This is a genomic window from Terribacillus saccharophilus, assembly GCF_002272075.1.
Lineage (GTDB): Bacteria > Bacillota > Bacilli > Bacillales > Amphibacillaceae > Terribacillus > Terribacillus saccharophilus_A.
Map to the genome: position 1 here is coordinate 1 of NZ_NPBJ01000025.1, position 23,948 is coordinate 23,948.

At 43.0% G+C, this 23,948-nt stretch carries 19 protein-coding genes; 15 read left to right on the forward strand and 4 right to left on the reverse strand.

The genetic code is table 11. The features are described from left to right. Positions 1-17: 17 nt before the first annotated feature. Positions 18-1,334, reverse strand: a complete 1,317-nt coding sequence (locus tag CHH48_RS13470) for an APC family permease (RefSeq protein WP_095219670.1) — start codon at positions 1,332-1,334, stop codon at positions 18-20. A 204-nt stretch (positions 1,335-1,538) separates the two neighbouring features. After that, positions 1,539-2,354: a histidinol-phosphatase gene (locus CHH48_RS13475; RefSeq protein WP_095219671.1), complete on the reverse strand. Its 816-nt coding sequence runs from the start codon at positions 2,352-2,354 to the stop codon at positions 1,539-1,541. A gap of 748 nt (positions 2,355-3,102) precedes the next feature. Here CHH48_RS13475 and CHH48_RS13480 point away from each other — a divergent pair. The 13 genes from CHH48_RS13480 (at position 3,103) to CHH48_RS13540 (ending at position 19,621) form a co-directional block, all read left to right on the forward strand. Continuing rightward, positions 3,103-4,041, forward strand: a complete 939-nt coding sequence (locus CHH48_RS13480; protein ID WP_176466446.1) for a YybS family protein — start codon at positions 3,103-3,105, stop codon at positions 4,039-4,041. A 36-nt stretch (positions 4,042-4,077) separates the two neighbouring features. Then, positions 4,078-6,045, forward strand: a complete 1,968-nt coding sequence (locus CHH48_RS13485) for a DHH family phosphoesterase (protein WP_095219673.1) — start codon at positions 4,078-4,080, stop codon at positions 6,043-6,045. Further along, the gene (gene rplI / locus CHH48_RS13490) at positions 6,042-6,488 is read left to right on the forward strand and encodes a 50S ribosomal protein L9 (protein WP_095219674.1); all 447 of its coding nucleotides are present in this window, start codon (positions 6,042-6,044) and stop codon (positions 6,486-6,488) included. Before CHH48_RS13485 ends, rplI begins: the two co-directional genes overlap by 4 nt. Before the next feature lie 103 nt (positions 6,489-6,591). After that, entirely contained in the window at positions 6,592-7,956 is a 1,365-nt protein-coding gene (dnaB, locus tag CHH48_RS13495) for a replicative DNA helicase (RefSeq protein WP_095219675.1), read from the forward strand. A 152-nt stretch (positions 7,957-8,108) separates the two neighbouring features. Next, positions 8,109-9,398 (forward strand): adenylosuccinate synthase, encoded by a 1,290-nt coding sequence (locus CHH48_RS13500; RefSeq protein ID WP_095219676.1) that lies wholly within the window; start codon positions 8,109-8,111, stop codon positions 9,396-9,398. A gap of 180 nt (positions 9,399-9,578) precedes the next feature. Next, positions 9,579-10,283, forward strand: coding sequence for a response regulator YycF (yycF, locus tag CHH48_RS13505; RefSeq protein WP_095219677.1), 705 nt, complete (start codon positions 9,579-9,581; stop codon positions 10,281-10,283). 5 nt (positions 10,284-10,288) lie between these two features. Then, positions 10,289-12,136, forward strand: a complete 1,848-nt coding sequence (gene walK, locus CHH48_RS13510) for a cell wall metabolism sensor histidine kinase WalK (protein ID WP_095219678.1) — start codon at positions 10,289-10,291, stop codon at positions 12,134-12,136. Further along, entirely contained in the window at positions 12,133-13,422 is a 1,290-nt protein-coding gene (locus tag CHH48_RS13515) for a YycH family regulatory protein (RefSeq protein ID WP_095219679.1), read from the forward strand. Before walK ends, CHH48_RS13515 begins: the two co-directional genes overlap by 4 nt. Further along, positions 13,422-14,279: a two-component system regulatory protein YycI gene (locus tag CHH48_RS13520; protein ID WP_095219680.1), complete on the forward strand. Its 858-nt coding sequence runs from the start codon at positions 13,422-13,424 to the stop codon at positions 14,277-14,279. Before CHH48_RS13515 ends, CHH48_RS13520 begins: the two co-directional genes overlap by 1 nt. Positions 14,280-14,292: 13 nt before the next feature. Further along, the gene (locus CHH48_RS13525; protein WP_095219681.1) at positions 14,293-15,090 is read left to right on the forward strand and encodes an MBL fold metallo-hydrolase; all 798 of its coding nucleotides are present in this window, start codon (positions 14,293-14,295) and stop codon (positions 15,088-15,090) included. A gap of 56 nt (positions 15,091-15,146) precedes the next feature. After that, a complete protein-coding gene (locus CHH48_RS13530; protein WP_095219682.1) occupies positions 15,147-16,352 on the forward strand; it encodes a S1C family serine protease in 1,206 nt (401 codons plus the stop codon). 371 nt (positions 16,353-16,723) lie between these two features. Further along, a complete protein-coding gene (locus tag CHH48_RS13535) occupies positions 16,724-19,042 on the forward strand; it encodes a YhgE/Pip domain-containing protein (protein WP_176466447.1) in 2,319 nt (772 codons plus the stop codon). A 21-nt stretch (positions 19,043-19,063) separates the two neighbouring features. Continuing rightward, a complete protein-coding gene (locus tag CHH48_RS13540) occupies positions 19,064-19,621 on the forward strand; it encodes a TetR/AcrR family transcriptional regulator (RefSeq protein WP_095219684.1) in 558 nt (185 codons plus the stop codon). Positions 19,622-19,651: 30 nt separating this feature from the next. Here CHH48_RS13540 and CHH48_RS19600 read toward each other — a convergent pair whose 3' ends face one another. Both CHH48_RS19600 and CHH48_RS13545 read right to left on the reverse strand, forming a co-directional pair. Beyond that, positions 19,652-19,792, reverse strand: a complete 141-nt coding sequence (locus CHH48_RS19600) for a hypothetical protein (protein WP_176466448.1) — start codon at positions 19,790-19,792, stop codon at positions 19,652-19,654. After that, positions 19,792-20,451, reverse strand: a complete 660-nt coding sequence (locus CHH48_RS13545; RefSeq protein WP_095219685.1) for a PAS domain-containing protein — start codon at positions 20,449-20,451, stop codon at positions 19,792-19,794. The genes CHH48_RS19600 and CHH48_RS13545 overlap by 1 nt, the downstream gene beginning before the upstream one ends. A gap of 215 nt (positions 20,452-20,666) precedes the next feature. On the opposite strand from CHH48_RS13545, the gene manA reads away from it, so the two are divergent. Together manA and CHH48_RS13555 are read left to right on the forward strand one after the other, a co-directional pair. After that, positions 20,667-21,620: a mannose-6-phosphate isomerase, class I gene (manA, locus tag CHH48_RS13550; protein WP_095219686.1), complete on the forward strand. Its 954-nt coding sequence runs from the start codon at positions 20,667-20,669 to the stop codon at positions 21,618-21,620. A gap of 276 nt (positions 21,621-21,896) precedes the next feature. After that, positions 21,897-23,921 (forward strand): penicillin-binding transpeptidase domain-containing protein, encoded by a 2,025-nt coding sequence (locus CHH48_RS13555; RefSeq protein ID WP_095219687.1) that lies wholly within the window; start codon positions 21,897-21,899, stop codon positions 23,919-23,921. Positions 23,922-23,948 lie beyond the last annotated feature (27 nt).

A 23,948-nucleotide genomic window follows, 5' to 3' on the forward strand; every position in this document is an offset into this window, starting at 1 on the left:
CATAATCTGCTCGCTTTTTAGCGGCGTTTAGCTTTCAACATATAAAATATCGGTAGACCGATGACTGCTATTCCAATTGATAGAAGACAGCTAAGGAAGTCAGTGAACAGTGTACTGATTAAGACAAACAAAGAGCCTGCAATCGCTGCAATCGGGATGAATGGATAAAGCGGCACACTATAAGCGCGTTCTTTTCCTTTATTACGTTTCCGCAAGATGAAAACAGCATAAAAAGCGAGAACATAGAACATGTAGATCGTAAAAATGCTGATTTCAGATAGCTTATCCGGATTGCTGACAAGCATGAAGATGATAGATAGCACAAGCTGCAAAATGACTGCTACCCAAGGTGTATGCAAGGTAGGATGCACCTTTTTCAATAAATTCGAGAAGGGCAGCTGACCGCGTTCAGCCATCGCGAACGGAATACGCGGGAACGTCAGGATTTTACCATTAAGGCAACCGAAAATACTGACGATGATACCCAAGCTTACGATAATTTCTCCAGCATCACCTAGGACCAGCTTAGCTGCTGTACTGGCTGCATTTGTGTTCAGACTGACGATTTCTGCTGCAGGCAGGATATAAAGCATGGCAGCGTTGATAAACAGATAACAAGCTGTCACGATCAAAATACCGCCGATCATCGCTTTTGGCAATGTCTTTTCCGGATTCTTCATTTCGCCGCCCATGGAAGCAAGCATGATCCAGCCATCATAAGCGAATAATGTGGCTAGTACAGCAGCGCCAAAGTTTATATCGGAAATGGCTTCCGGTACTGCACTGAAAAAGTCTGCATCGCCTTTCCAAAAACCGAAGACAACGATGAGCAGGATTGGAAGCAGCTTGCCGATTGTTGTAACAAGCTGTACGACACCTCCGAGTTTTGTGCCTAATATATTAATAATACAAAGGAACACGACACTCGCGATACCAACGGCAGCTGTCCATTTTGTACCCCAGCCGAACAAATTGACCATGAGTGTCCCGAAATAAAGTCCGAGAGCACCGATGATGGCGGGCCCATAAAGAATCGTTTGTACCCAGCCGCATAGGAAGCCCCATAGCTCGCCATATGTTTCCTCTAGATAAGCGTACAAACCGCCAGTTTTTGGAATTTGTACACCTACTTCAGCAATGGTCAGACCGCCAGCGAGTGTCAGCAGTCCGCCGATCAACCAAGCAAGCATGGCAATTTCAGAACTGCCAGCATGACTCAGCACAGGTCCTGGTTTCATAAACACACCAGAGCCGATGATAGTACCTACTACAATGGATAAACCTAAAAATAGTCCGATTTCCTTCTTTAATGCTGTGTTCTCTGGATGATTCATGATGTCACTCCTTATCGGCGCAGCATACTGCATTCCTTTAGTGTAGTAATGAAGATATGTAGTTCATTATAGGAAATGTGCCTGCAAATAGAAACTAGAAAAAGTATTCTGACTTGTAAGGGTTTTATCGCAAAAGAAAGGAGCTTGCAGCAATCTGCAGCTCCTTGGATAGTGTCTCCGTACAAAGGGTAATTATGCGATTGTTCAACCTAGCGGCATTGCTTTGCGCTGGCGTTTTTCGAATGTCTGGATCTCGGTATAGCCGACCTGTTTTGCAAGCTCGACTGCCTGCTGGTATGCATAACCTACATGCTTTGGTGCATGAGCATCAGAGTTTATCACGATGCCGACACCAGCATCATAGCATTTCTGCAATAAAACGAGATCAGGATATATCTCTCCGACCGGCTTCCGAAGACCTGCTGTACTAATTTCGATACAAGTGTCATTTTCTGCGAGCGCTTTGACGACTCGATCATATTCTCCTTCGACGAAGTCTTGATCGTCTGGTTTATAGCCGAAAATCTTAATCAAATCAATATGGCCTACAAAGCTGAATAGTTTGGACTGAGCGAGTGTGATGATCTGGTCATAATAATCACGATACGCCTGCTTTAAATCACGTTTTTCATATTCTTCTTTGAAAATATCAAGATCGATTCCCCACTCACGAATCCAGTGTACGGAGCCGACGACATAGTCGAAAGGATGCTGATCAAGGAATTCTGCCATTTCGGCTTCTTTACCAGGTGTATAATCCATTTCGATCCCCATCTTTACGGGTAGTCCAGCTTGTTTAATTTCTTTGAAAAAAGCGAGATAATCCTCGAAATGAAGTGTCCGGCGGTTTTCTACCCACGGATTGGATAGGATTTTATTTGTTTCCAGAAAGAAGTAAGCATGCTCTGAAATGCCGAATTCCTCAATTCCTTTTTCTTTAGCTGCGTTAAGATATTCGCGGATATAATCCAAAGTGAACGAACCTGTCTCTGCCATATGTACGTGATAATCTGTCAACAAAACGTCCAACTCCTAACAGTTAAGTTAAAAATAGTGTGACATATTCTGCAGAATGTTCCAAGAGTAGATTTCACAGCTTGCATGAACTCCTGTAAGAAATAAAAAAGCTCTGCCTTTACAGGAAGAGCTTGCCTGAGATATGGAATTAGAAGATAGAGTGCAAATAACCGCCGATGCTGCTGATTAAAAGAGTTGCTGCGAGAATCGCATTGAAGTGACTGTTTTTCATGTTGTTCCTGTCCTTTCCGTAGATTGAATTGTTGTTTATTTACCCGTTTTGTTGTGTTTATAACCTGTTCTGATCTTAGAATAATCATAGCATGCAGGAATCTTGTACTTCATCTTGATTCGGTAGAAAAAATGTGTAAAAAGTGTGGAATAGAAAAATCGACTACATGCTTGTCGCGATGCAGCCGATTTTGAGGTTCGTCTCATTAGTGGATAATGAGGTATGTAGTATGTAGTGCTAAACCCGTTGTAAGGTTGTCTCACTATTATATAGGCTCATTTCGGAAAAATAAACAGGTAAATTAAGATATTCACAAAGTAAGTTACTGATGGGCCTATCTTCACGGCGAATCATTTGTTTGAAGACTTTCTTTCGGGTATAATCGTTGGGTAGCATTTTTTCGGATGTATGGCTTTTTTATACGCATTCATCCATTACAAACGAACTAGAAGCACAGCCTATGCAGCTGTGCTTTTTCTACAAGTGCAAGACTACATATTAAATGGGGTGTCACGATTCATGAACAATACTCGACAATTGACGGAAGGGGCTATGCTTGCAGGGATTTATCTGGTTTTACTGCTTATAGCGATATTTGTACCAGTAACAAACTTACTGTTAACGTTTGTTTTGCCGGTACCGGTAATCCTATATTGGATCCGCCATGGTTTCAAGCCAGGTATCTACTTTGCTCTCGTCATTCTGCTTCTTTCCTTCATAGGGACGTTTGCCGGGTTCTTTATAACAATTTCAGTCGTTATTGGAGCAGCAGCGACGGGTTATGCTCTGCATCATAAGCAATCGACATATGAAGCGTTGCTAAAAGGAGCAGCAGGATACGCACTTGGATTCACCATATTCCTGGCAGGAACGCAATTTGTTTCAGGAATAAACATGATTGAGGAGATTCAAAACAGTTATCAGGCTACGCTTCAATCGGTCCAATCTGAGGTAGATACGGTTGGGGTGACGGTGTCTGATGCCCAGTGGGAACAGGTCAGCGCTATGTTTGATTATATTATGGTGCTGATTCCGACAATGATCGCTGTCGGCTCACTTCTATATGCTTTCATCACACAATGGCTGGCTCAGAAGATCCATAATCGTCAGAGCAAAGATAAGATCCTTTATCCGCCATTCCGCCGGTTCAACCTGCCTGTCATCGTATTATTCATCTATTTTATCGGATCGTTTGCTCGCTGGTTCGATATAGATCCGAATGGATGGTTCTATCCGATTGTTGCCAATGTCACGGAGCTTGCCGGAATCCTGCTTGTACTGCAAGGATTTTCATTCTTCTTCTATTTTGCCCATCACAGGAATCTGCCGAAGGTACTGCCGATTCTTGCGGTCATACTATCGGTCCTTTTCGGGACAGTACTGCTGTATCTTGTGCGTATTTTGGGTATAATTGATGTAGGATTCAGGCTGCGGGAACGGATGAGCAGCAAAAAGTAGCATGGTCGCGGAATTTAGGTTTAGGAGCTGACATATATGCCAGAGATATTTAAGAAACCAGCATTAAGTAAGCATTTGATCGTGACATATGTACTTGCTGTCATCCTGCTTATTTGTGTATGGTTTTATGAATGGAAGCTTGGGCTGCCGCTGACAGTGCTACTAGCTCTGTCTTTCTTCTACAGTATACTGACTGAACAGAAGATGCAGGACCAGACGGAGGAGTACATTTCAACAATGTCCCACCGTGTGAAGAAGGTTGGCGAGGAAGCGCTCTTGGAGATGCCGATTGGGATCGTACTGTACAGCGAAAATTACCAGATTGAATGGACAACACCTTATATGAACAGGTTTGCAGAGGACACACTTGTTGGTGCCCCGCTGGATGACTTGTCAGGTGCTTTGATACCAGCAATCAAGGATGAAAAAAACGAGGTTTGGATTACGCTTGATGATTTTGATTTCCTGACAGTGATCAAAAAGGAAGAGCGGCTTCTGTATTTATTCGATCGGACGAAGCAGCTGGAAATCCAGAACTTATATAATGAAGAACAAACAGTTCTAGCTATCATTTTTCTCGATAACTATGAAGAAATGACCCAGAATCTTGATGACACAGCGAAAAGTCAGATCAATTCCCGTGTAACAGCTCAATTGAATGAATGGTCACGCCAAAAAGGTCTTTATTTAAAGCGTACATCACAAGAACGATTTCTAGCAGTACTCAATCAGCGCATTTTGAGAGAACTTGAGAAGACAAAATTTGAGATTCTTGATGAAATTCGCGCGTTGATAACAGATCAGAATATACCGATTACGCTTAGTATTGGTGTCGGCGCTGGCGGGCAGACATTACCGGAGCTCGGGGAGCTTGCTCAATCAAGTTTGGATTTGGCACTAGGACGCGGCGGAGACCAGGTTGCCATCAAAGGTGAAGCTGGCAAGGTGCGTTTCTATGGCGGCAAAACGAATCCGATGGAGAAAAGGACCAGAGTTCGGGCACGTGTTATTTCCCACGCACTGAAGGAATTGGTTAAGCAGAGTGAGCAGGTTCTCATCATGGGGCATAAAACACCGGATATGGATTCTGTCGGAGCTGCTATCGGAATCTTGAAAATTGCAGAAGCAAATGATATTGTCGGGCATATCGTCCTTGATAAACAGGATATTGCAGGAGTTTCTAAGCTGATGTCAGCTATTCAAAAGGATGAAGAGCTTTGGGAACAATTCATCAGTCCTGAAGAAGCGCTCGATCGTGTAACGAAGAACACTCTTGTTGTCGTTGTCGATACGCATAAGCCTGTAATGGTAGCTGATGATAGACTGCTCAGTAAAACGGAACATGTTGTGGTGATCGACCACCATCGCCGGGCAGAGGAATTCATTGAAAAGCCGACACTTGTTTATATGGAGCCATATGCTTCTTCGACAGCAGAGCTTGTGACAGAGCTATTGGACTATCAGCCTAAGAAGCTGCGATTGTCCACCTTGGAAGCAAGTGCATTGCTAGCGGGAATCATTGTCGATACAAAAAGCTTCACGCTTCGTACCGGTTCACGAACATTCGATGCTGCATCCTATTTACGCTCCAAAGGCGCTGATACCGTGCTCGTCCAGCGTTTCATGAAAGAGGATTTGGATACGTATGTAAAACGGGCGCACTTGATTGAGAATACGGAGCTCTACCGGGAAGGCATCGCAATTTCTGCAGGTGAAAAAGGGCAGGTATTCGGGCCGGTTGTCATAGCTCAGGCAGCAGATACATTGCTGACGATGGACGGTGTGAGTGCCAGCTTTGTCATTTCTGAGCGGGAAGATGGGCGTATCGGAATCAGTGCCAGATCACTTGGGCAAGTGAATGTTCAGGTAATCATGGAGAGGATGAATGGCGGCGGGCATTTGACCAATGCCGCTACACAGATTTCTGACACAACTGTAGAGGCAGCGAAGAAAGAGCTGCAGCTGATCATTGATGAATATGTTGAAGGGAGAAATGAAGAATGAAAGTAATTTTTACGGAAGATGTAAAAGGTAAAGGGAAAAAAGGACAAGTAAAAGAAGTGCCAGATGGTTATGCACGGAATTACTTACTTAAAAATAAATTAGCTGTACCCGCTACAACAGGTAATGTGAAGGTACAGGAAGCAAAAGATAATAAACAGCATCAGCTTGAACTCCAGGAAGTGGAGAATGCGAAGAAACTGCGTGAAACGCTTGCTAATCTTACAGTAGAAGTAAAAGCAAAATCCGGAGAAGGCGGCCGTCTATTCGGATCCATCACAAGCAAACAAATCGCTGATGAGCTGAAAAAAGTGCACAAAATTAAGTTGGATAAACGTAAAATCGAATTGAGCGAACCGATTCGTGCACTTGGCTACCGTGACTTGGATGTGAAGCTGCACCCGGAAGTAACGGGTAAGGTGAAAGTCCATATCAGCGAGCAATAATTTTTTTCCAACAAAATACTAGCAGTTTTCCATCCCCCTTTTGACACAAAAGGGGGATATTTCGGTACAATGGTAGCAGTATGCCAGAAATGGGGGAATCATGATGGAAGAAGTCTGGAATGATCGGACCCCTCCACATAATATAGAAGCAGAGCAAGCTGTAATTGGTGCAATCTTCCTGGAACCTGAAGCACTATCGAGAGCATCGGAACAGGTCATAGCTGATGATTTCTACCGAGCAAGCCACCAGCGTATCTTTGATGCGATGATGCGTCTATCCGATAGAGGAGAACCAGTTGATCTAGTAACCGTCACTACTGCACTTGCTAATGCAAAACTGTTGGAGGAGGTCGGTGGAGTTTCGTATCTTAGCGATCTAGCTAACGCCGTTCCAACTGCAGCAAATATTGAATACTACAGTAAAATCGTAGCTGAAAAGGCGCTGCTGCGCCGACTTATACGTTCTGCTACGGATATTGTCACATCGAGCTTCGCTAAAGAAGATGCTGTGGATGATGTGCTCAATGAAGCAGAAAAATCAATTATGGAAGTATCCGGACGTAAAAATTCCGGAGCTTTTCAGAACATAAAGGACGTTTTAATCGATGTATACGATGATATCGAGAAATTACATCATCAAAATGCTTCTATTACGGGTATTCCGACTGGTTATCGTGATTTAGATAAAATGACCTCCGGATTTCAGCGTAATGATTTGATTATCATCGCTGCCCGTCCTTCTGTAGGGAAGACGGCCTTTGCCTTGAACATTGCGCAAAATGTCTCGATACATGCAGGGGAGAATGTAGCTATCTTCAGTTTGGAGATGGGTGCGTCACAGCTTGTCTCGCGTATGCTTTGTGCGGAGGGGAATATCGATGCGCAGCGTCTGCGGACAGGAAGTCTCCAAGCGGAAGACTGGGCTAAGCTCACGATGGCGATGGGCAGCTTGTCTAATGCAGGGGTTTATATCGATGATACGCCTGGTATCCGCGTAAGTGATATCCGTTCCAAATGCCGCCGTCTGAAGCAAGAAGGCGGATTAGGAATGATACTGATTGACTACTTGCAGCTCATCATGGGCTCAAGCTCCGGAAAAGGAGAAAACCGTCAGCAGGAAGTATCGGAAATCTCCCGTTCCCTAAAGGCTCTAGCTCGTGAGCTGGAAGTGCCGGTTATCGCTCTATCACAGCTTTCTCGTGGAGTAGAGCAGCGACAGGACAAGCGTCCGATGATGTCCGACTTGCGTGAATCAGGTAGTATCGAGCAGGATGCAGATATCGTCGGCTTCCTGTATCGTGACGATTATTACGATAAAGAATCGGAAAAGCAGAATATCATTGAGATCATTCTTGCTAAGCAGCGTAATGGCCCGGTAGGAACAGTCGAGCTTGCGTTTGTGAAAGAGTATAATAAATTCGTAGATTTGGATCATAGATATTCGGAAAGCGATGTTCCGCCAGCATGATTACAGCACCCTATCAATTGATAGGGTGTTTTTTAACGAACAAATATAGGTCTTCATCAGTAAATGTTCGGTTGTATCATTGACATGTGTTTTGGGGATTGATACACTTTAGAGGTGTTAAAAATAGTTTATTTGGCGGAGGTGCCACACAGATGTCCTCAGTAGTAGTAGTAGGAACCCAATGGGGAGATGAAGGGAAAGGGAAGATCACTGACTTCCTTTCACAAAATGCCGAAGTTGTTGCTCGTTACCAAGGCGGGAACAATGCTGGCCATACAATTAAATTCGATAATGTCACATATAAGCTTCACTTGATTCCATCCGGTATCTTCTTCCCGGAAAAGAAATGTGTACTAGGCAATGGTATGGTAATTGATCCGAAAGCATTACTTGAAGAATTGGAATATTTGCATGAACGCAATGTCAGTACAGATAATCTTGTGATTTCCAACCGTGCACACGTCATTCTTCCATATCACCTGAAATTGGATGAGCTTCAGGAAGAAGCAAAAGGCGTTAATAAAATCGGTACAACTAAAAAAGGTATCGGACCTGCTTACATGGATAAAGCTGCCCGCATGGGTATCCGTATTGCTGATTTGCTGGACAAGGATGCTTTCCGTGAAAAGCTGGAGCAGAACTTGGAAGAAAAGAACCGTCTGTTCGAGAAGGTTTATGAAAGTAAAGTCTTCACAGTAGAAGAAATCCTAGATGAGTATTTTGAATATGGGCAGAAAATTGCGAAGTACGTAACTGATACATCCGTTGAGCTGAACAATGCATTGGATCAAGGCCGCCGCGTACTGTTCGAAGGTGCACAGGGCGTCATGCTTGATATCGACCAAGGTACGTACCCATTCGTTACAAGCTCCAACCCGATTGCAGGCGGAGTTACAATCGGTTCTGGTGTAGGACCGACGAAGATCAATCACGTTGTTGGTGTTTCCAAAGCTTACACAACTCGCGTCGGCGATGGTCCGTTCCCAACAGAATTACATGATGAAATTGGTGATCAGATCCGTGAAGTTGGCCGTGAATACGGTACAACAACAGGCCGTCCGCGCCGTGTGGGCTGGTTCGATAGCGTTGTTGTCCGTCACGCGCAGCGCGTGAGCGGCATTACAGATCTTTCCTTGAACTCGATCGATGTACTGACAGGTATCGAAACATTGAAAATCTGTGTGGCTTACCGTTACAACGGTGAAATCATGGAGCATTTCCCAGCAAGCCTGAAAGAATTGGCACAATGTGAGCCAGTTTATGAAGAACTGCCAGGCTGGACAGAAGACATCACAGGTGTTCGCAACTTGAGTGAACTGCCAGCGAATGCGCGCCACTATCTTGAGCGTATTTCCCAGCTGACAGGAATTCCTTTAAGCATCTTCTCTGTTGGTCCAGATCGTACACAAACAAACGAAGTAAGAAGCGTATACAGCCAATAAGTTAAAAAATCGTCCATACGGGCGATTTTTTCTTTTTTTCTTCCAAAAAATGCCGAATATACCCCTTCCAAAGACATTTGACCGAAATTGCTGTAAAATAGGAAGGGTATGCAAATACTGATCTAGTAATATAAAAATAAAACACTTTAGATAAAAAACACTAGAAAGCGTGGGAATACGATGAACCATAAGATCTTAGTGGTGGACGACGAAAAACCAATCGCTGATATATTGAAATTCAACTTAGAAAAAGAAGGATACGAGGTAATCTGTGCCTATGACGGTGATGAAGCTGTCGAATTAGTGCAGCAGGAGAACCCCGATTTAATCCTATTGGATATTATGCTGCCGAACAAAGACGGCAATGAAGTTTGCCGTGAAGTGCGGAAAACACATAATATGCCGATCATCATGCTGACTGCAAAGGATGCGGAGATCGATAAGGTCCTCGGTCTTGAGCTTGGTGCCGATGACTATGTCACAAAGCCATTCAGCAACCGTGAAGTGATTGCACGTGTGAAAGCGAATCTTCGCAGACAAGCGCAGATTCCAGAGGATGACAGCAAAGAGAACAAAGATATCGAAATTGGTAAACTTGTCATCCATCCGGAAGCCTATACAGTAACAAATGATGGCGTACAGGTAGAACTGACACATCGTGAATTCGAATTACTTCATTACCTTGCCCGTCATAGCGGACAAGTCATGACGCGTGAACATTTGCTGGAGACAGTATGGGGATATGACTACTTCGGCGATGTTCGAACAGTTGATGTTACCGTCCGCCGTCTCCGGGAGAAAATTGAAGACAATCCGAGCAGTCCGCTCTGGATCATTACACGAAGGGGTGTAGGATATTATCTTCGCAGCCCTGAACAGGAGTAACATCTATGAATAAAATAGGCTTTTTCCGTTCTGTAAGCCTAAAACTGGTTGTCGTTTACATTTTGCTGCTGATCATCGCTCTTTTGTTGATCGGCGTCTTTTTTACCAACAGCTTAGAGAATCAGCTGATTAATAATACGCAAACTTCCCTTAATTCCAATATGGATTGGCTGGAACAATCGCTAGTACAGGAATTTGAGGATGAACGTTCTCCGACCGATCCAACTCTTGAGGAAGATATTGCTGATTTGCTCGAGAACTACTCAGAAGGAGAAGAAACAAAGATTCAGGTCATTGACACCCAGCGGCAGCTTGTAGGAACGAGCGAGCTTGGTGACCAAAGTTCTGTTGGTGCCCGTGTAACGGACAATAACATCATACAGGCTATAACTAATAATGGATTCCCTTCTACGGAAAAAACGAATATCGTTATTGATACTGATTCAGGTGACCGAACGCTAAAATCGTTTTACAACATCATGGGAACCGACAGTAATGGGGAAAGTGAATTACTTGGCTTAATCTATGTACGCACATCCATTGAACCTGTGTATAGTCAGTTAAAAAGTACGAATATCATCTTCCTGCAAGCAACGTTCATTGCCCTTATTTTTGCTGCTATCTTAGGAATTCTCATTGCCCGGGCAATAACGAAGCCAATCAAGGAAATGCAAAAGCAAGCCCGCGTCATGGCGACAGGAGATTTCTCCAAACGGGTAAATGTTTATGGGGAAGATGAAATCGGACAGCTGGCACGTACTTTCAACCACATGAATGATGAACTCCGACAAGCCCATATGCGAACCGAGGGAGAACGGCGTAAGCTTAGTTCTGTCCTTTCCCATATGTCGGATGGCGTTATTGCGACCGACAGGAATGGTGCTATTACGCTTATGAATGCTCCGGCAGAGAGCTTGATTGGACGAAGTGCTGACGAAGTGCGCGGTCAATTCTTAATAGAAGTATTGAATTTGAATGAAAAGATCGTCGATATTACCGAAATCCAGGAAACTGGATCAATAATCATTGATATGAGTGATGATGATCAGTATTTATTGCTGCGATGCAACTTCTCTATCGTACAGGATGAATACGAACAAATCAGCGGCTTTATTACGGTGATCAGTGATGTCACCGAACAGGAACAGATAGACCAGGAACGTCGGGAATTCGTCTCCAACGTATCTCACGAGCTCCGGACGCCGCTGACAACAATGCGAAGTTATTTGGAGGCACTGACAGATGGAGCGTGGAAAGATGAATCAATCGCACCGCATTTCCTTGATGTGACTCAGCAGGAAACAGATCGGATGATTCGTCTTGTCAATGATCTGCTGCAGCTTTCCCGCATGGATAGCAGCAATTATACGATGGAATGGGACCGAATCAATTTCGTCGATTTCTTCCATCATGTAATTGATCGTTTTGAAATGAACAAGAGAGAAGATATCCACTTTGAGCGCTATTTGCCGAAGGAGGAAGCACTCGCAACGATTGATAAGGATAAAATTATGCAAGTTCTGGATAATGTGATCAGTAATGCTATTAAATATTCTCCAGACGGTGGTACGATCCGATTCCGTGTCCGAAAAGACAGCCAGAAGCTGTTAGTGAGCATCTCCGATGAGGGGATGGGTATTGCATATGAAAAACTAGATAAGATATTCGAACGATTTTACCGCACGGACAAGGCTCGTACACGAAAACTTGGTGGGACAGGTCTTGGTCTGGCAATAGCCAAAGACCTTATCGAAGCACATCATGGCGTCATTTGGGCTGAAAGCAAAGAAGGAAGAGGCACGACCGTGCTCTTCACCATTCCGCTTAACCGGAAAAGGGGTGAAGTACGTTGAAACTAGAAACATTCAATACAATTTTGCTTATTATTCTTGTTGCGTTAAGTTTGGTTTTAACAGCTTATGTATGGACTTTCCAACCAAACAGCTTGAAATCGGAGGGAATTGGCACCGAGGAACCTAAAACCTTAGACGGTCTGGAGAAGCAACTAGCAGATGTAGTCCGGCCGTCACATACGTACGTTCATAAAAATGATAATCACTTCGTCTTTTATTCAAAGAATAATGAACAGACTTTTATAAATGGATTGTCTGAATGGAATTTAACGGACACAGAGCGAAAGGATCTGCCTGAACTGCCTGATACAAGTATAGAGCTTGTATATCCGGTTGCAGTTTCGTTTTCCCAGCTGAACAATTTGTTCCAAGTAGAAGGAGCGGAAAATGTAACAAGCAGACTCGGTAATGGCGGGTTTACAAGGATCTATTTATCACCTAATGAAAATGGTTCAACTGGACTTGTCTTTTTAAATGAACACCAGGAGAATCCGTTAGAAAATGTTGTAACAGCAACTGTAACAAATAGTATTGATGAGATCCTCAATAATGAGTATCTAACAGCAGCTGTACCTTTGTCAGAAACGAATGCCTGGAATCAGATTTATTTACCTGAAAAAATTAATGTGAGTGACAGTATTGTTCGAAGTGAGACAATTTCCAGGAATGCATTTGCTGATATCTATATGAAAGATCCCTCAGTTCAAGGATCCGATCAATATATTGATACGAACCGATTAGAGTCAGTGCAATTCAGTAATAGTGGACAATTTGCTTCTTATAGCTATTCAAATCCATCTTCTTCAAGTATAGGGACGGTTACAAGGGCTGATCAGCTGCAAGCAGCTATTAGTACGATCAATTCCCATAAAGGATGGACGAATGATTTTAGTTTATATGCAGTAAGTGGTGAAGGAAGCTATACTTTCCAGTTCCGAATGGTACGTAACGGATATCCAGTGTTCCAAGCAAATGGTCTATCACTTATGTCGATCCGAATGCAAAACAACCTTCCGGAGCCGGTTAGCTATGATAGAACCTTGCTTAATATTGGAACTACAGGCAACTCGAAAGGTAATTATTCGTTAGAGTCCAAGGAAGTACAAGATTGGATAGAAGATAATCAATATAGTCGACGCGATATTGATGATGTTGTTATTGGCTATAAATTAGAGGAATACGAAGAATCCGAAATCTTTAAGTACCATATGAAACCATGCTGGTATGTAAAGTATCAAGGGAACTGGGTGGAAGTTGAAGGAAGTACGACAGGAGGAATGAACTGATGCAATGGAACAAGATAAAGCTAACGTTCATCCTTGCCTTCCTAATTTTAAATGTATACCTCGTTTTTCAACTGTTCCCACAGGAAGAAACGGAACAGACAGTGCTGGAAACAGAAAGTCAAGATGCTGTCTTAGGTAGTGTAAAAGGGTACAAAGAACTGTCTGATCAAAAAACAGAAACGAATCAGCAGTACGAAGCAACCAAGCTGCATTTCACCGAAGACGATTTGGATAAGGTTCCGAATAACGATAATATGGACCTTGATATCAGCTCAAATACGCAGCTTGTAGTGAAATTTAAGGAACCGCAGAAATTACCAGTTGAATTTCCGATTGCTGATGACAATGATCAGGCAATAGGAGACTTAAATAATTTCGTCACCGACCATGTCTTGTTTGGAGCAGAGTACACGTACTGGGGCAGACAAGGCAATCAGCTACTGTTTTTCCAGAAGATGAATCAAGGACAAACATATTTCAGCCCGGACAGCTTATTGCTTGTCACCATAAATGAGGATTACGAAGTTGTAGAATATGAACAAACATATATTAAAAACTTCAAAAAACTTGAAGAGAATGAGGATCAGGATCTGAAGGAATATTCAGAGGTGCAGGCAGTCAAGGCATTGCAAAGTCAACAGTTGATCGAGAGCAATGACACAATAAAAGTTGAAAAAGGCTTTTACCCAACAATTGAGCTATCTTCAAAGCCGAATTATGCACCTGCATACATGATAACAGTGAATAATGAAAAGCATTATTTCTATTTGCTGCTACCGGATTATCCATATGTGTATGCACCGACCGAGTCAGGTTTTCTAAGCAGTTTACAGCCAGAGACAGAAGAAACACAATAAGAGGTGAAACAGCATGACGTTAAGCTTTAGCGTACTTGCTTCCGGCAGTTCAGGGAATGCGTTCTTTATCGGAACGGAAAAAGAGCGCATCCTAGTCGATGCTGGTCTAACAGGCAAGGAGCTGCAACGTTTATTGGATGAGGCAGGAATTGATCCGGCGTCACTGACGAAAATCCTAGTCACACATGAACATAGTGACCATATAAAAGGATTAGGTGTGGCAGCAAGGAAATTCGATTTGCCGATCTATGCAAACGAAAAGACATGGAAAGCAATGGAGAACAGCATCGGGAAAATACCTTTGGATCATAAATTTGTTTTTAACATGGAAGAGACGAAAACGTTTGGAGATCTGGATGTGCAATCCTTTGGTGTATCTCATGATGCGGCGGAGCCGATGTTTTATGCTTTCCATCACGAAGGTAAAAAAGTAGCTTTAGTGACGGATACAGGTTATGTATCCGATCGAGTGAAAAAAATCGTTGAGAAAGCAGATGCCTATATTTTTGAAGCAAACCATGATGTAAGTATGCTGCAGATGGGTGCCTATCCGTGGAATGTGAAAAGAAGGATATTAGGTGATCTTGGCCACGTATCCAATGAAGACAGCGCGCTTGCTCTTACAGACTTGATTGATAACAACACGAAGCGCATTTATCTCGCGCATTTGAGCCGCGATAACAACATGAAGGACCTTGCACGGCTTGCTGTAGGAAATATTCTGCAAGAGCGAGGCTTTGATTTGAATAGACACATTGAATTGCATGATACTGATCCAAAAACACCTACACCGATTTTCCAGATAGTTTAATTTTTCGAAATGGTGGAAAGATAACTATATCGAAAAGAATTGGAACGGAGGCTAACATGGACTATTTTGATGATCACCACAAGGAACCGGAAAAACCGAAGCGCGCAAGCTGGCTGCTGCCAGCTATCTTGGGCGGTATTATCGGAGCCGGTATTGTATTGCTTGTTGCTTATGGCCTTGATCGAGACAGTCTAACGCCGGATGACCAATCACAGTCACAGCAAGGAGAAGCTACGCAGCTTGCTTCGGATTCGAATCAGAATCCCAATTTACAGAATGTTAGTGTGGATGTTCAATCGGGCATTACAGATATCGTTGATAAAACGGCTCCAGCAGTCGTTGGCGTTGTAAACCTGCAGCAGGGTGATGCACTTTTCTCACAGGAGGAGAGTACCGCAGGAAGCGGATCTGGTGTCATATATAAAAAAGAAGGCGAAAAAGCCTATGTGGTGACCAATCATCATGTTGTCGAAGGTGCACAGGATGTGGATGTTATCCTCCATAATGGGGTGGAAGTTTCCGCAAAGCTGTTAGGCAGTGACGTTTTCACTGATTTAGCAGTCTTGGAAATGGATGCTTCCCGAGTGGAGCAGGTAATTGAAGTAGGGACATCTTCTACTGTTAAAACGGGTGAGCCTGTAATTGCAATCGGAGATCCGCTAGGGTTCTCAGGATCAGTTACACAAGGTATCATCAGCGGAGTCAACCGTACTGTTCCTCAGGATTTCAATGGAGATGGCAGAGCAGATTGGCAAGCAGATGTTATGCAGACAGATGCTGCAATCAACCCTGGTAACAGCGGCGGTGCTCTTATCAATATGGCAGGGCAGCTGATTGGTATCAATTCGATGAAAATCGCTGAATCCTCTGTTGAAGGAATTGGGTTTGCAATACCGGTTGATAGCGCAGTGCCTATCATGGAGCAGCTTGAACAGAATGGGCAAGTAGAGCGTCCATATTTAGGAGTAGAAGCTTATTCATTGAATGAAATACCGGCATCGGAACGGACAGAACATCTCGGTTTACCAGATGACATGGAAAATGGTGTCTATATTTGGAGTCTTGAAGCTCTATCTCCTGCGGAAAATGCAGGATTAAGGGAGTTGGATGTAATTACAGAGCTGGATGGTCAGCCAATCGATGATATGACATCTTTGCGAAAACATCTTTATGAAGATAAACAAATCGGAGATCAAATGAAGGTAACATATTACCGTGATGGTCAGAAGAATGAGACGACCGTCACATTAAGTGAACAGTAATGAGGCAGCCTAATAGGTTGTCTTTTTTAGTTATGCACAACCTGTGGATGCACGTGAGGATAACATACTCTATTTCGTAGCGAACAAATATTCTTATTACTAAATAAAGAATCTGTCATGTGTATATGTGGATAAGTTTGTTGATAAGTTGTTCATAGTGTGTGGAATGTTGTGTATAAAGAGGTTATGCACAAGTTATGCACAATTAAAGTGGATAAAACAATGTAAGCGACTACATGCTTTTTATTGCGTCTATCCATTGCCGTAATAGGCTTTTTCTGCTATTATTGTCTAGTAAATTGACCATAAATCGTTTTTGGTCATTCGGTCTATGTGGACAACTCGTGAAGTACAATATAGGAGGAAAAGTTATGAACATGTTGAAAGAAGAATGGCTTCGCATATGGAAAGACCGGAAAATGCTCCTTGCCATTTGCGGTATATTAGTCGTTCCGCTGCTTTACAGTACTATTTTTCTGGCGGCTAACTGGGATCCATATAATAAAACTGATAACTTAGCAGTTGCTGTCGTGAATAAAGATAAAGGATCCACATTTGAAGGTAAAAATCTCCATGTTGGAGATGATTTTGTGGATAACCTGAAAGACAATGATAAATTTGACTGGAAGTTCGTTGATGAATTGAAAGCAATGGATGGACTGAAGTCTGAGGATTATTATATGGTTGTAAAAATTCCAGAAGATTTTTCCGCAAATGCGGCTACATTGCTGGATGATGATCCAAAACAAATGAATATTGATTACTATTCCAACCCTGGAAAGAACTATCCAGCCTCCAAAATAACAGATACTGCAATGCAGCAGCTGGAGAAAGAAGTGGCTGAGCAAGTAACAGAGGAGTACGCACATTCCGTTTTTGCCAGTCTTTCGGATGTAGCGGATGGACTTAAAAAGGCAAGTGAAGGTTCCAAGGAACTTGCAGATGGTTCGAACGAAGTAAATGAAGGTGCAAAGAACTTAAGCAAAAACTTGGCTAGCCTGTCGACTAGCACAGCGACCTATACAGAGAAAGTCGGTGAAGCAGATCAAGGAATGCAGGAATTGGATCAAGGTGTTCAGAGTCTTGCTTCTCAATATCCTGAGCTTGATAAAGGAATTAACCAAGTTGATGATGGTTTGCAAGCTTTGAATGGAAAGAGTGGGGAACTGACTAGTGGGTCGGATGAATTGGTCTCTGCCATGGATAATCTGACAAGCGGCCTAAATGAATTGCAGCAAGCAACGGACCAATTGGCTGGTAAATTCCCAGAGATAAATAACGGAATTACCTCGGCAAATGAGCAAGCACAAGCAGTCAAAGGTGTCTTGGAAGATGCTAAAACGAGACTGACTGACTTAATGGAATTAGCAGAGCAGCTGCAAAAATCCCAGCAGCAAGTGGAAAGTCAGCAAGCTGAACAAGTGCAGAAGATAGAGGATGCAATTGCAAGCAGTAGTCTGTCAGATGAGCAGAAAGAAGAACTTAAAAATCAAATCCAACTGATTGGCGAATCTTCACCTGATATACAGATCCCGGATATCGATCCAGAAGCGATCAAGCAGCAACTTACAGAAGTAACAACACAACTTGGTCAAATCAATCAGCTGGCCGAAGGTGCACAGCAAACACAATCAGCCCTGAACGGCATTAATGATGCCACAGGTAAGCTTTTAGCTGGTGCTACCGCTATTCAATCTGGACAGACAGATTTAAATGACGGAATCAATGCGTATACGGACGGGGTCGGTCAATTGGCTGATGGATCCCCTGAACTAGTTTCAGGTTCTCAATCAGTAAGCGAGGGATTGAATCAGCTGCAATCAGGCAGTACGCAGCTAACTGCAGGACTTGATCAATTGAACGCGAATGGTCCGCAGCTATCTGATGGAGCACAGCAGCTTACAGAAGGTTCTCAAACTCTATCCGATGGTACACAAAGTGTGACAGATGGAAGTAATGAACTGTATGATGAGCTGGCAAAAGGTGCTGAAGATGCAAACATCAGTACAAGTGATAAAACAGATACTATGTTTGCTAGTCCGACGGATGTGAAGGATGAAAAATTGAGTACTGTGCATACCTATGGAGAAGGACTCGCGCCATACATCCTTTCTCTTGGACTATTTGTTGGAGCGCTTGTATTCACGAATATCTTCCCGCTTCGTGATCCAGCAAGTAAACCGACATCCGGTATTGCTTGGTTCCTGAGCAAATTCAGTATCGTACTGTTTGTCAGTGTGCTTCAATCTATATTTGCAGTAATCATGCTTGTTCATGTGGTCCATTTACAGGTGCATAGTGAATGGCGGCTTCTTCTATTCGCCATCCTATTCAGCATCACAAGCTTCCTGCTTATTCAACTGCTCACAGTTGCATTGGACAATGTAGGTCGCTTCTTAGGTATCATTGTATTGTTGATCCAGATTGGTGCAGGCGCAGGAACTTATCCGGTAGCATTGCTTCCGGAATTCTTCCAAGTTGTTCATAAGTTTGTCCCGATGACATATGCAATTAATGGTTTCCGGGAGATTATCTCCATTGGCGATGACTGGGACTTTCTATGGCGGCAAGCAGGTTACCTGAGCATCTTTTCTGTGATATTCTTAGCATTGACAATTCTCGTATATATTTTGCAGACTCGTAAATTCAAAAAGAATAATGAAGAAGAGGAGCCTGCAGTTTCTATGTAAAAGAAAAAGGGGTAGAGAACAATGATTACAGATAAAAAAGAACGAGTCATCGAAGCAGCAGCTTTGTCTTTTAGTCAATTCGGTTTCAAAGCGACGACGATGGCTTCTGTTGCGAAAATAGCCAAAGTAGCAAAGGGCACGATTTATACGTTCTTTGATAGCAAAGAGTCATTGTTCTCCACCATCCTTGAACGGACAATGAAGCAGTTGCGACAAGCAGCTGATACAGCAATACAGGAGGAAGCAGCTTTTCATGAAAATATCCAAGCAATGCTGGATGCGATTCTCGGATTTCGTGAAAATCATCAGCTGCTGATCAAGATGGGACAGGAAGCAAAAGAATTGGGTACAGCAGAAGTATTAGAGATTCTTACCCAAGTAGAGAGACAGATTCTTGATTATATCAAGTCAGTTATTATGAAAGAGAAGGCAAAAGGTATTGTTACCAAACATGATCCTGAGCTGCTTGCCTTTCTAGTTTATAAAATATATATAGCGCTCATTTCTGATTGGGAGCGGCAGCACGAACCGCTGCCAAAGGAAACAATTTCGGAAATCATCAGAGCACAAATTCATTAAGAAAACCGCTGCTTAATAGCAGCGGTTTTTCTAATGGCTGGCGCGAATTGCTTCTAAGGCGTGCTGAACAGTTGCATAGAAGGATATTTGCTTTTTACGGAAGTCTGCCAGTTTTACACTTGCTTTTGCAGTTCTCGGTTCAATTCCTGTAACGATGAGCCGTGCTCCCATTACTTGCAGCAACTTATGAAGTCGAGAATTCCGCTATGGACATCGTCATTCATATTCTGAATGCCCTGCAGGTCCATGATGAAGATTTCCTCATCATCGTGTTCATATACATGTGCTGAAATCCGCTGATAAATCTCTTCCCAGCGTTCTGCATTAATATTTCCGACTAGAGGTAATATGCAGATCTTTTCGGAAATCGGAACAAATGGAGTTGATAGCAGGGAGGCTTCTTGCTTATAGTCCTCTGACCTCATTTCTTCAGATTTACGATGGGATATATCCTGTTGCACGCCAACAAAATACATCTTATCTTCACTTGGAACAAAAATCGGATACATAGAAAGCTCGTTCCAAAAAGGCTTTCCGTCTTTTCGATAATTCAGCAATTCTACAATAATGGATTGTTCTTCTTTAATTGCCTTTCGTACTCGCGCCACGTCTTCTCTAGAAGTTTTTTCTCCTTGGAGAAATCGGCAATTCTGGCCGATGATTTCATTTGTTTTATAGCCTGTAACCTTCTCAAATGCTTTGTTCGTATAGATGATTGGATTGTCTGGTAACGAAGGGTCAGTGATAACAACACCAGCACCTACATAATCGATAACCTGGCGAAAGAAGGCATCTCTTATATTAGTGGAATAGTGGATTTCTTTTTCCATAATTTCCGTTCCTTCCTGTATAAGAATCTACTCTTATTTACTTCCTCATCTGATGATCCCTAAAACGTTATACACTCTCGGCTGAAGGCTCCTAGCTAGTTAATTTCATCATATAAAAACTTGTAGGGTCGTACAACAATTATATATAGTCGCTGAAGATAACTATTGGTAAAATAATGGAGAGAAGATAGTGTCTAAAAGTGAGGAGATTATTTATGTATAAACAAGAGCCCATCTTTCTGGAGCCCGCTTTGCAAGAGCGGATCTGGGGAGGTACTAAGCTTGCAGATGTATTCGGTTATCATTTGCCTTCCAATCAAACTGGCGAAGCGTGGGTAATTTCTGCTCATCCAAACGGACCAAGTAAGATACGGAATGGTGCATTAGCTGGGAAAACATTATTGGATGCATGGCAGAACCATCGTGAATTATTCGGGGAACATGACAATGAAGATTATCCATTACTTGTGAAGATCCTTGATGCTAAGACGGACTTGTCTGTGCAGGTGCATCCCGCTGATGACTATGCGCAAGAAGTGGAGAACGAACCTTATGGTAAGACGGAATGCTGGTATGTAATCGATGCAGAGCCTGGTGCTGAAATTGTTTTCGGCCATCATGCACAAACGAAAGAGCAGCTGGAACAGATGATTGATCAAGGAGAATGGGATCAATTACTGCAAAGGGTTCCAGTGAAGAAAGGTGATTTCGTTTATGTTCCAAGTGGTGCAATCCACGCTATCGGAGCAGGAATCGTTATTTTGGAAACACAACAAAGCTCAGACATTACGTATCGTGTGTATGACTATGATCGTAAAGATGATCAGGGAAAGGGACGGGAGCTGCATCTGGATTCTGCTAAAGCCGTCTCGACTGTTCCGCATGTAACTAATGAAACAAGAAAATCACCTGTGACGAATGGTGCACTAACAGAGCAGCAGCTTGTAGAAAGTGAGTACTTTACAGTCTATCATTGGCAACTATCAGGAGAAGCTGAACTGAAAGCTCCAGATTCATTCTTGCAAGTCAGCATTATAGAAGGAAACGGAGAAATCATTTTGGATGATCAATCCTATCAATTGAATAAAGGCGATCATTTCGTACTGCCTGTTCACATCAACAATTATATGTTGAAAGGACAGATCGAAGCGATTGTTTCTCATATATAAGAGGCTGGGAAAAAAGTATTTCAGCTAAACGAAAACCCGAACTATGTCGTGATTCTTCACAAAGATTCACATATGTTTGGGTTTTTGTACGAGGATAATTCATCCTTACTACAGGTTTTTTTTATTTTTAAGTACTAGCATTTTAGTTATTTCCTAGGCTCTTTTTTTCGACAGTATTCGTTTATTTCCTGGGAAATAGTTGGTTTTTATCTGCAAAGTTTTTCCTTCCCTATGCTATAATTAGGGAACAGTTTAAAGAGACAGGAAAGGTGAGCTATGAAACGATTAGCAGCATTGTTGTTTGTGTTGAGTATGATGTTCCTGCTTTCTGCTTGTTCGGATGATCAGACAGCAAAGGATGGTCTTGATCAGTTTGTCGACAATTGGAACGCTCAGGATTTCGATAAAATGTACGAGCAGCTGACAGAAGAATCGCAAAAGGAGATCTCCAAGGAAGATTTCGTTAAACGCTATACAGATATCTATGATCAATCTGGCGTATCCGATTTAAAAGTTACTGCTGGTGATGTTTCCGAGGACGAAGAGAAGTCAGATGCGGATACGCAGCAGCTGCCTTTGTCTGTATCCATGCAGACAGTTGCCGGAGATGTGAATTTTGACAAAGACGCAGAGCTTGTCAAAGTAGATGGGGAAGACGGTGCAACATGGAAAGTGAATTGGGATCCTTCCTATATCTTTGCACAGCTTAATGACAACGAAAGCGTCCGCATCACTTCTGTCGAACCAGAACGCGGCCGGATTTTGGATGCGAATGGAGAAGAGCTTGCATTCAACGCAACTGTTCCTTCTATTGGTATCATCCCTGGTCAGCTGGAAGGTGACGGGATGACACGGGATGAGACGCTGGATCAAGTGGCTGAACTTCTTGAGATGGATCGGGAAGATATTGACAGCTTGCTGGAGCAGAGCTGGGTGACGGATGAAGTAGATGTTCCGATTAAAACATTGCGCCCAGATCAGCGTGATCTAGCTTCGGAAGTAACTTCACTTCCAGGTGTGCAGAGTACGGATACAACTTCAAGATATTATCCATATGGAGAAGCAGCAGCACATTTGACTGGATATGTGAAGAAAGTAGATGCGGAATTCCTTGAGAAGGATGACAATGCTTCTAATTATGATGCTAACTCCTCTGTTGGCTCAACAGGCTTGGAATCAGTTTATGAGGACCAGCTTCGTGGAACATTAGGTTGGAAAATCTATACAGTTTCGGAAGACAGCGATGAACAAGAAGTGATTGCTGAGACAGATGTAAAAAATGGTGAAGATGTCGAGCTAACCATCGATATCAATAAGCAAGAAAAGATTTACGATCAGTTGAAGGATGATAGCGGTGCTTCCGTTGCCTTGGATCCAAAAACAGGAGCTACGCTGGCATTGGTGAGTGCGCCATCTTATGATCCGAATAACTTCATTTTTGGCTGGAATGATGAAGAATACGAGAAGCTTTCCAATGATGAGAACAGTCCGTTTTCAGCTAAATTCAATAAAGCTTATGCACCAGGTTCCACCATCAAGCCGCTTACAGCAGCTATTGGATTGGAGAATGGAGTCATTACACCAGATGAGAAGAAGCATATCGAAGGGCTTAAATGGGACAATGATGGCAAGTTCGGTAATTACAGTGTGACACGTGTATCTGAGAGCTTATCGGATGTGAATCTCGAGGATGCGCTGATAACATCTGATAATATCTACTTTGCGATGACAGCAGTGGATACAGGAGCGGAAAACTTCGAGAAAGGCTTGAAGTCGTTCGGTTTCGATGAAGAACTGGATTATGCATTCCCAACGGCAACATCGTCTATCTCCAATGAAGGTCTTGATAATGAGACACTTCTTGCAGATTCCGGTTATGGCCAAGGGCAAGTGCTTATGTCTCCACTTCATCTAGCAGCTGCTTACACACCTTTCATCAATGACGGTAACTTGATCAAGCCGACATTGCTTAAGTCTGAAGCAGAAGAAGCGACCGTGTGGCATGAGGGTGTGCTGCCGAAAGATGGAGCAGATGCTATTACGGAAGGTCTACGTGGTGTTGTAGAAGACGAGCGCGGCTCAGCACATAACCCTGTAGTGGATGGTCTGACGCTAGCTGGTAAAACTGGTACTGCTGAATTGAAGCAAAGCCAGGATGATGAGAACGGTACGGAAAATGGCTGGTTCGTTGCTTATGATTACGATAAGCAGGACATGCTGATCAGCATGATGGTAGAAGGTGTCCAGGATAAAGGCGGCAGCCATTATACTGTCGAAAAAGTGAAGAACGTATTCAAATAAAGGAGAGCGTGCGGGATCCGCACGCTT

What these genes read in the sequence shown, in the direction of transcription:
- CHH48_RS13535 (WP_176466447.1), top strand. Translation starts at nt 16,724, where the DNA reads ATGAACATGTTGAAAGAAGAATGGCTTCGCATATGGAAAGACCGGAAA.
- CHH48_RS13500 (WP_095219676.1), top strand. Translation starts at nt 8,109, where the DNA reads ATGTCCTCAGTAGTAGTAGTAGGAACCCAATGGGGAGATGAAGGGAAA.
- CHH48_RS19600 (WP_176466448.1), bottom strand. Translation starts at nt 19,792, where the DNA reads ATGGGAGCACGGCTCATCGTTACAGGAATTGAACCGAGAACTGCAAAA.
- CHH48_RS13525 (WP_095219681.1), top strand. Translation starts at nt 14,293, where the DNA reads ATGACGTTAAGCTTTAGCGTACTTGCTTCCGGCAGTTCAGGGAATGCG.
- CHH48_RS13545 (WP_095219685.1), bottom strand. Translation starts at nt 20,451, where the DNA reads ATGGAAAAAGAAATCCACTATTCCACTAATATAAGAGATGCCTTCTTT.
- walK (WP_095219678.1), top strand. Translation starts at nt 10,289, where the DNA reads ATGAATAAAATAGGCTTTTTCCGTTCTGTAAGCCTAAAACTGGTTGTC.
- rplI (WP_095219674.1), top strand. Translation starts at nt 6,042, where the DNA reads ATGAAAGTAATTTTTACGGAAGATGTAAAAGGTAAAGGGAAAAAAGGA.
- dnaB (WP_095219675.1), top strand. Translation starts at nt 6,592, where the DNA reads ATGGAAGAAGTCTGGAATGATCGGACCCCTCCACATAATATAGAAGCA.
- manA (WP_095219686.1), top strand. Translation starts at nt 20,667, where the DNA reads ATGTATAAACAAGAGCCCATCTTTCTGGAGCCCGCTTTGCAAGAGCGG.
- CHH48_RS13480 (WP_176466446.1), top strand. Translation starts at nt 3,103, where the DNA reads ATGAACAATACTCGACAATTGACGGAAGGGGCTATGCTTGCAGGGATT.
- CHH48_RS13485 (WP_095219673.1), top strand. Translation starts at nt 4,078, where the DNA reads ATGCCAGAGATATTTAAGAAACCAGCATTAAGTAAGCATTTGATCGTG.
- CHH48_RS13470 (WP_095219670.1), bottom strand. Translation starts at nt 1,334, where the DNA reads ATGAATCATCCAGAGAACACAGCATTAAAGAAGGAAATCGGACTATTT.
- CHH48_RS13555 (WP_095219687.1), top strand. Translation starts at nt 21,897, where the DNA reads ATGAAACGATTAGCAGCATTGTTGTTTGTGTTGAGTATGATGTTCCTG.
- yycF (WP_095219677.1), top strand. Translation starts at nt 9,579, where the DNA reads ATGAACCATAAGATCTTAGTGGTGGACGACGAAAAACCAATCGCTGAT.
- CHH48_RS13530 (WP_095219682.1), top strand. Translation starts at nt 15,147, where the DNA reads ATGGACTATTTTGATGATCACCACAAGGAACCGGAAAAACCGAAGCGC.
- CHH48_RS13520 (WP_095219680.1), top strand. Translation starts at nt 13,422, where the DNA reads ATGCAATGGAACAAGATAAAGCTAACGTTCATCCTTGCCTTCCTAATT.
- CHH48_RS13540 (WP_095219684.1), top strand. Translation starts at nt 19,064, where the DNA reads ATGATTACAGATAAAAAAGAACGAGTCATCGAAGCAGCAGCTTTGTCT.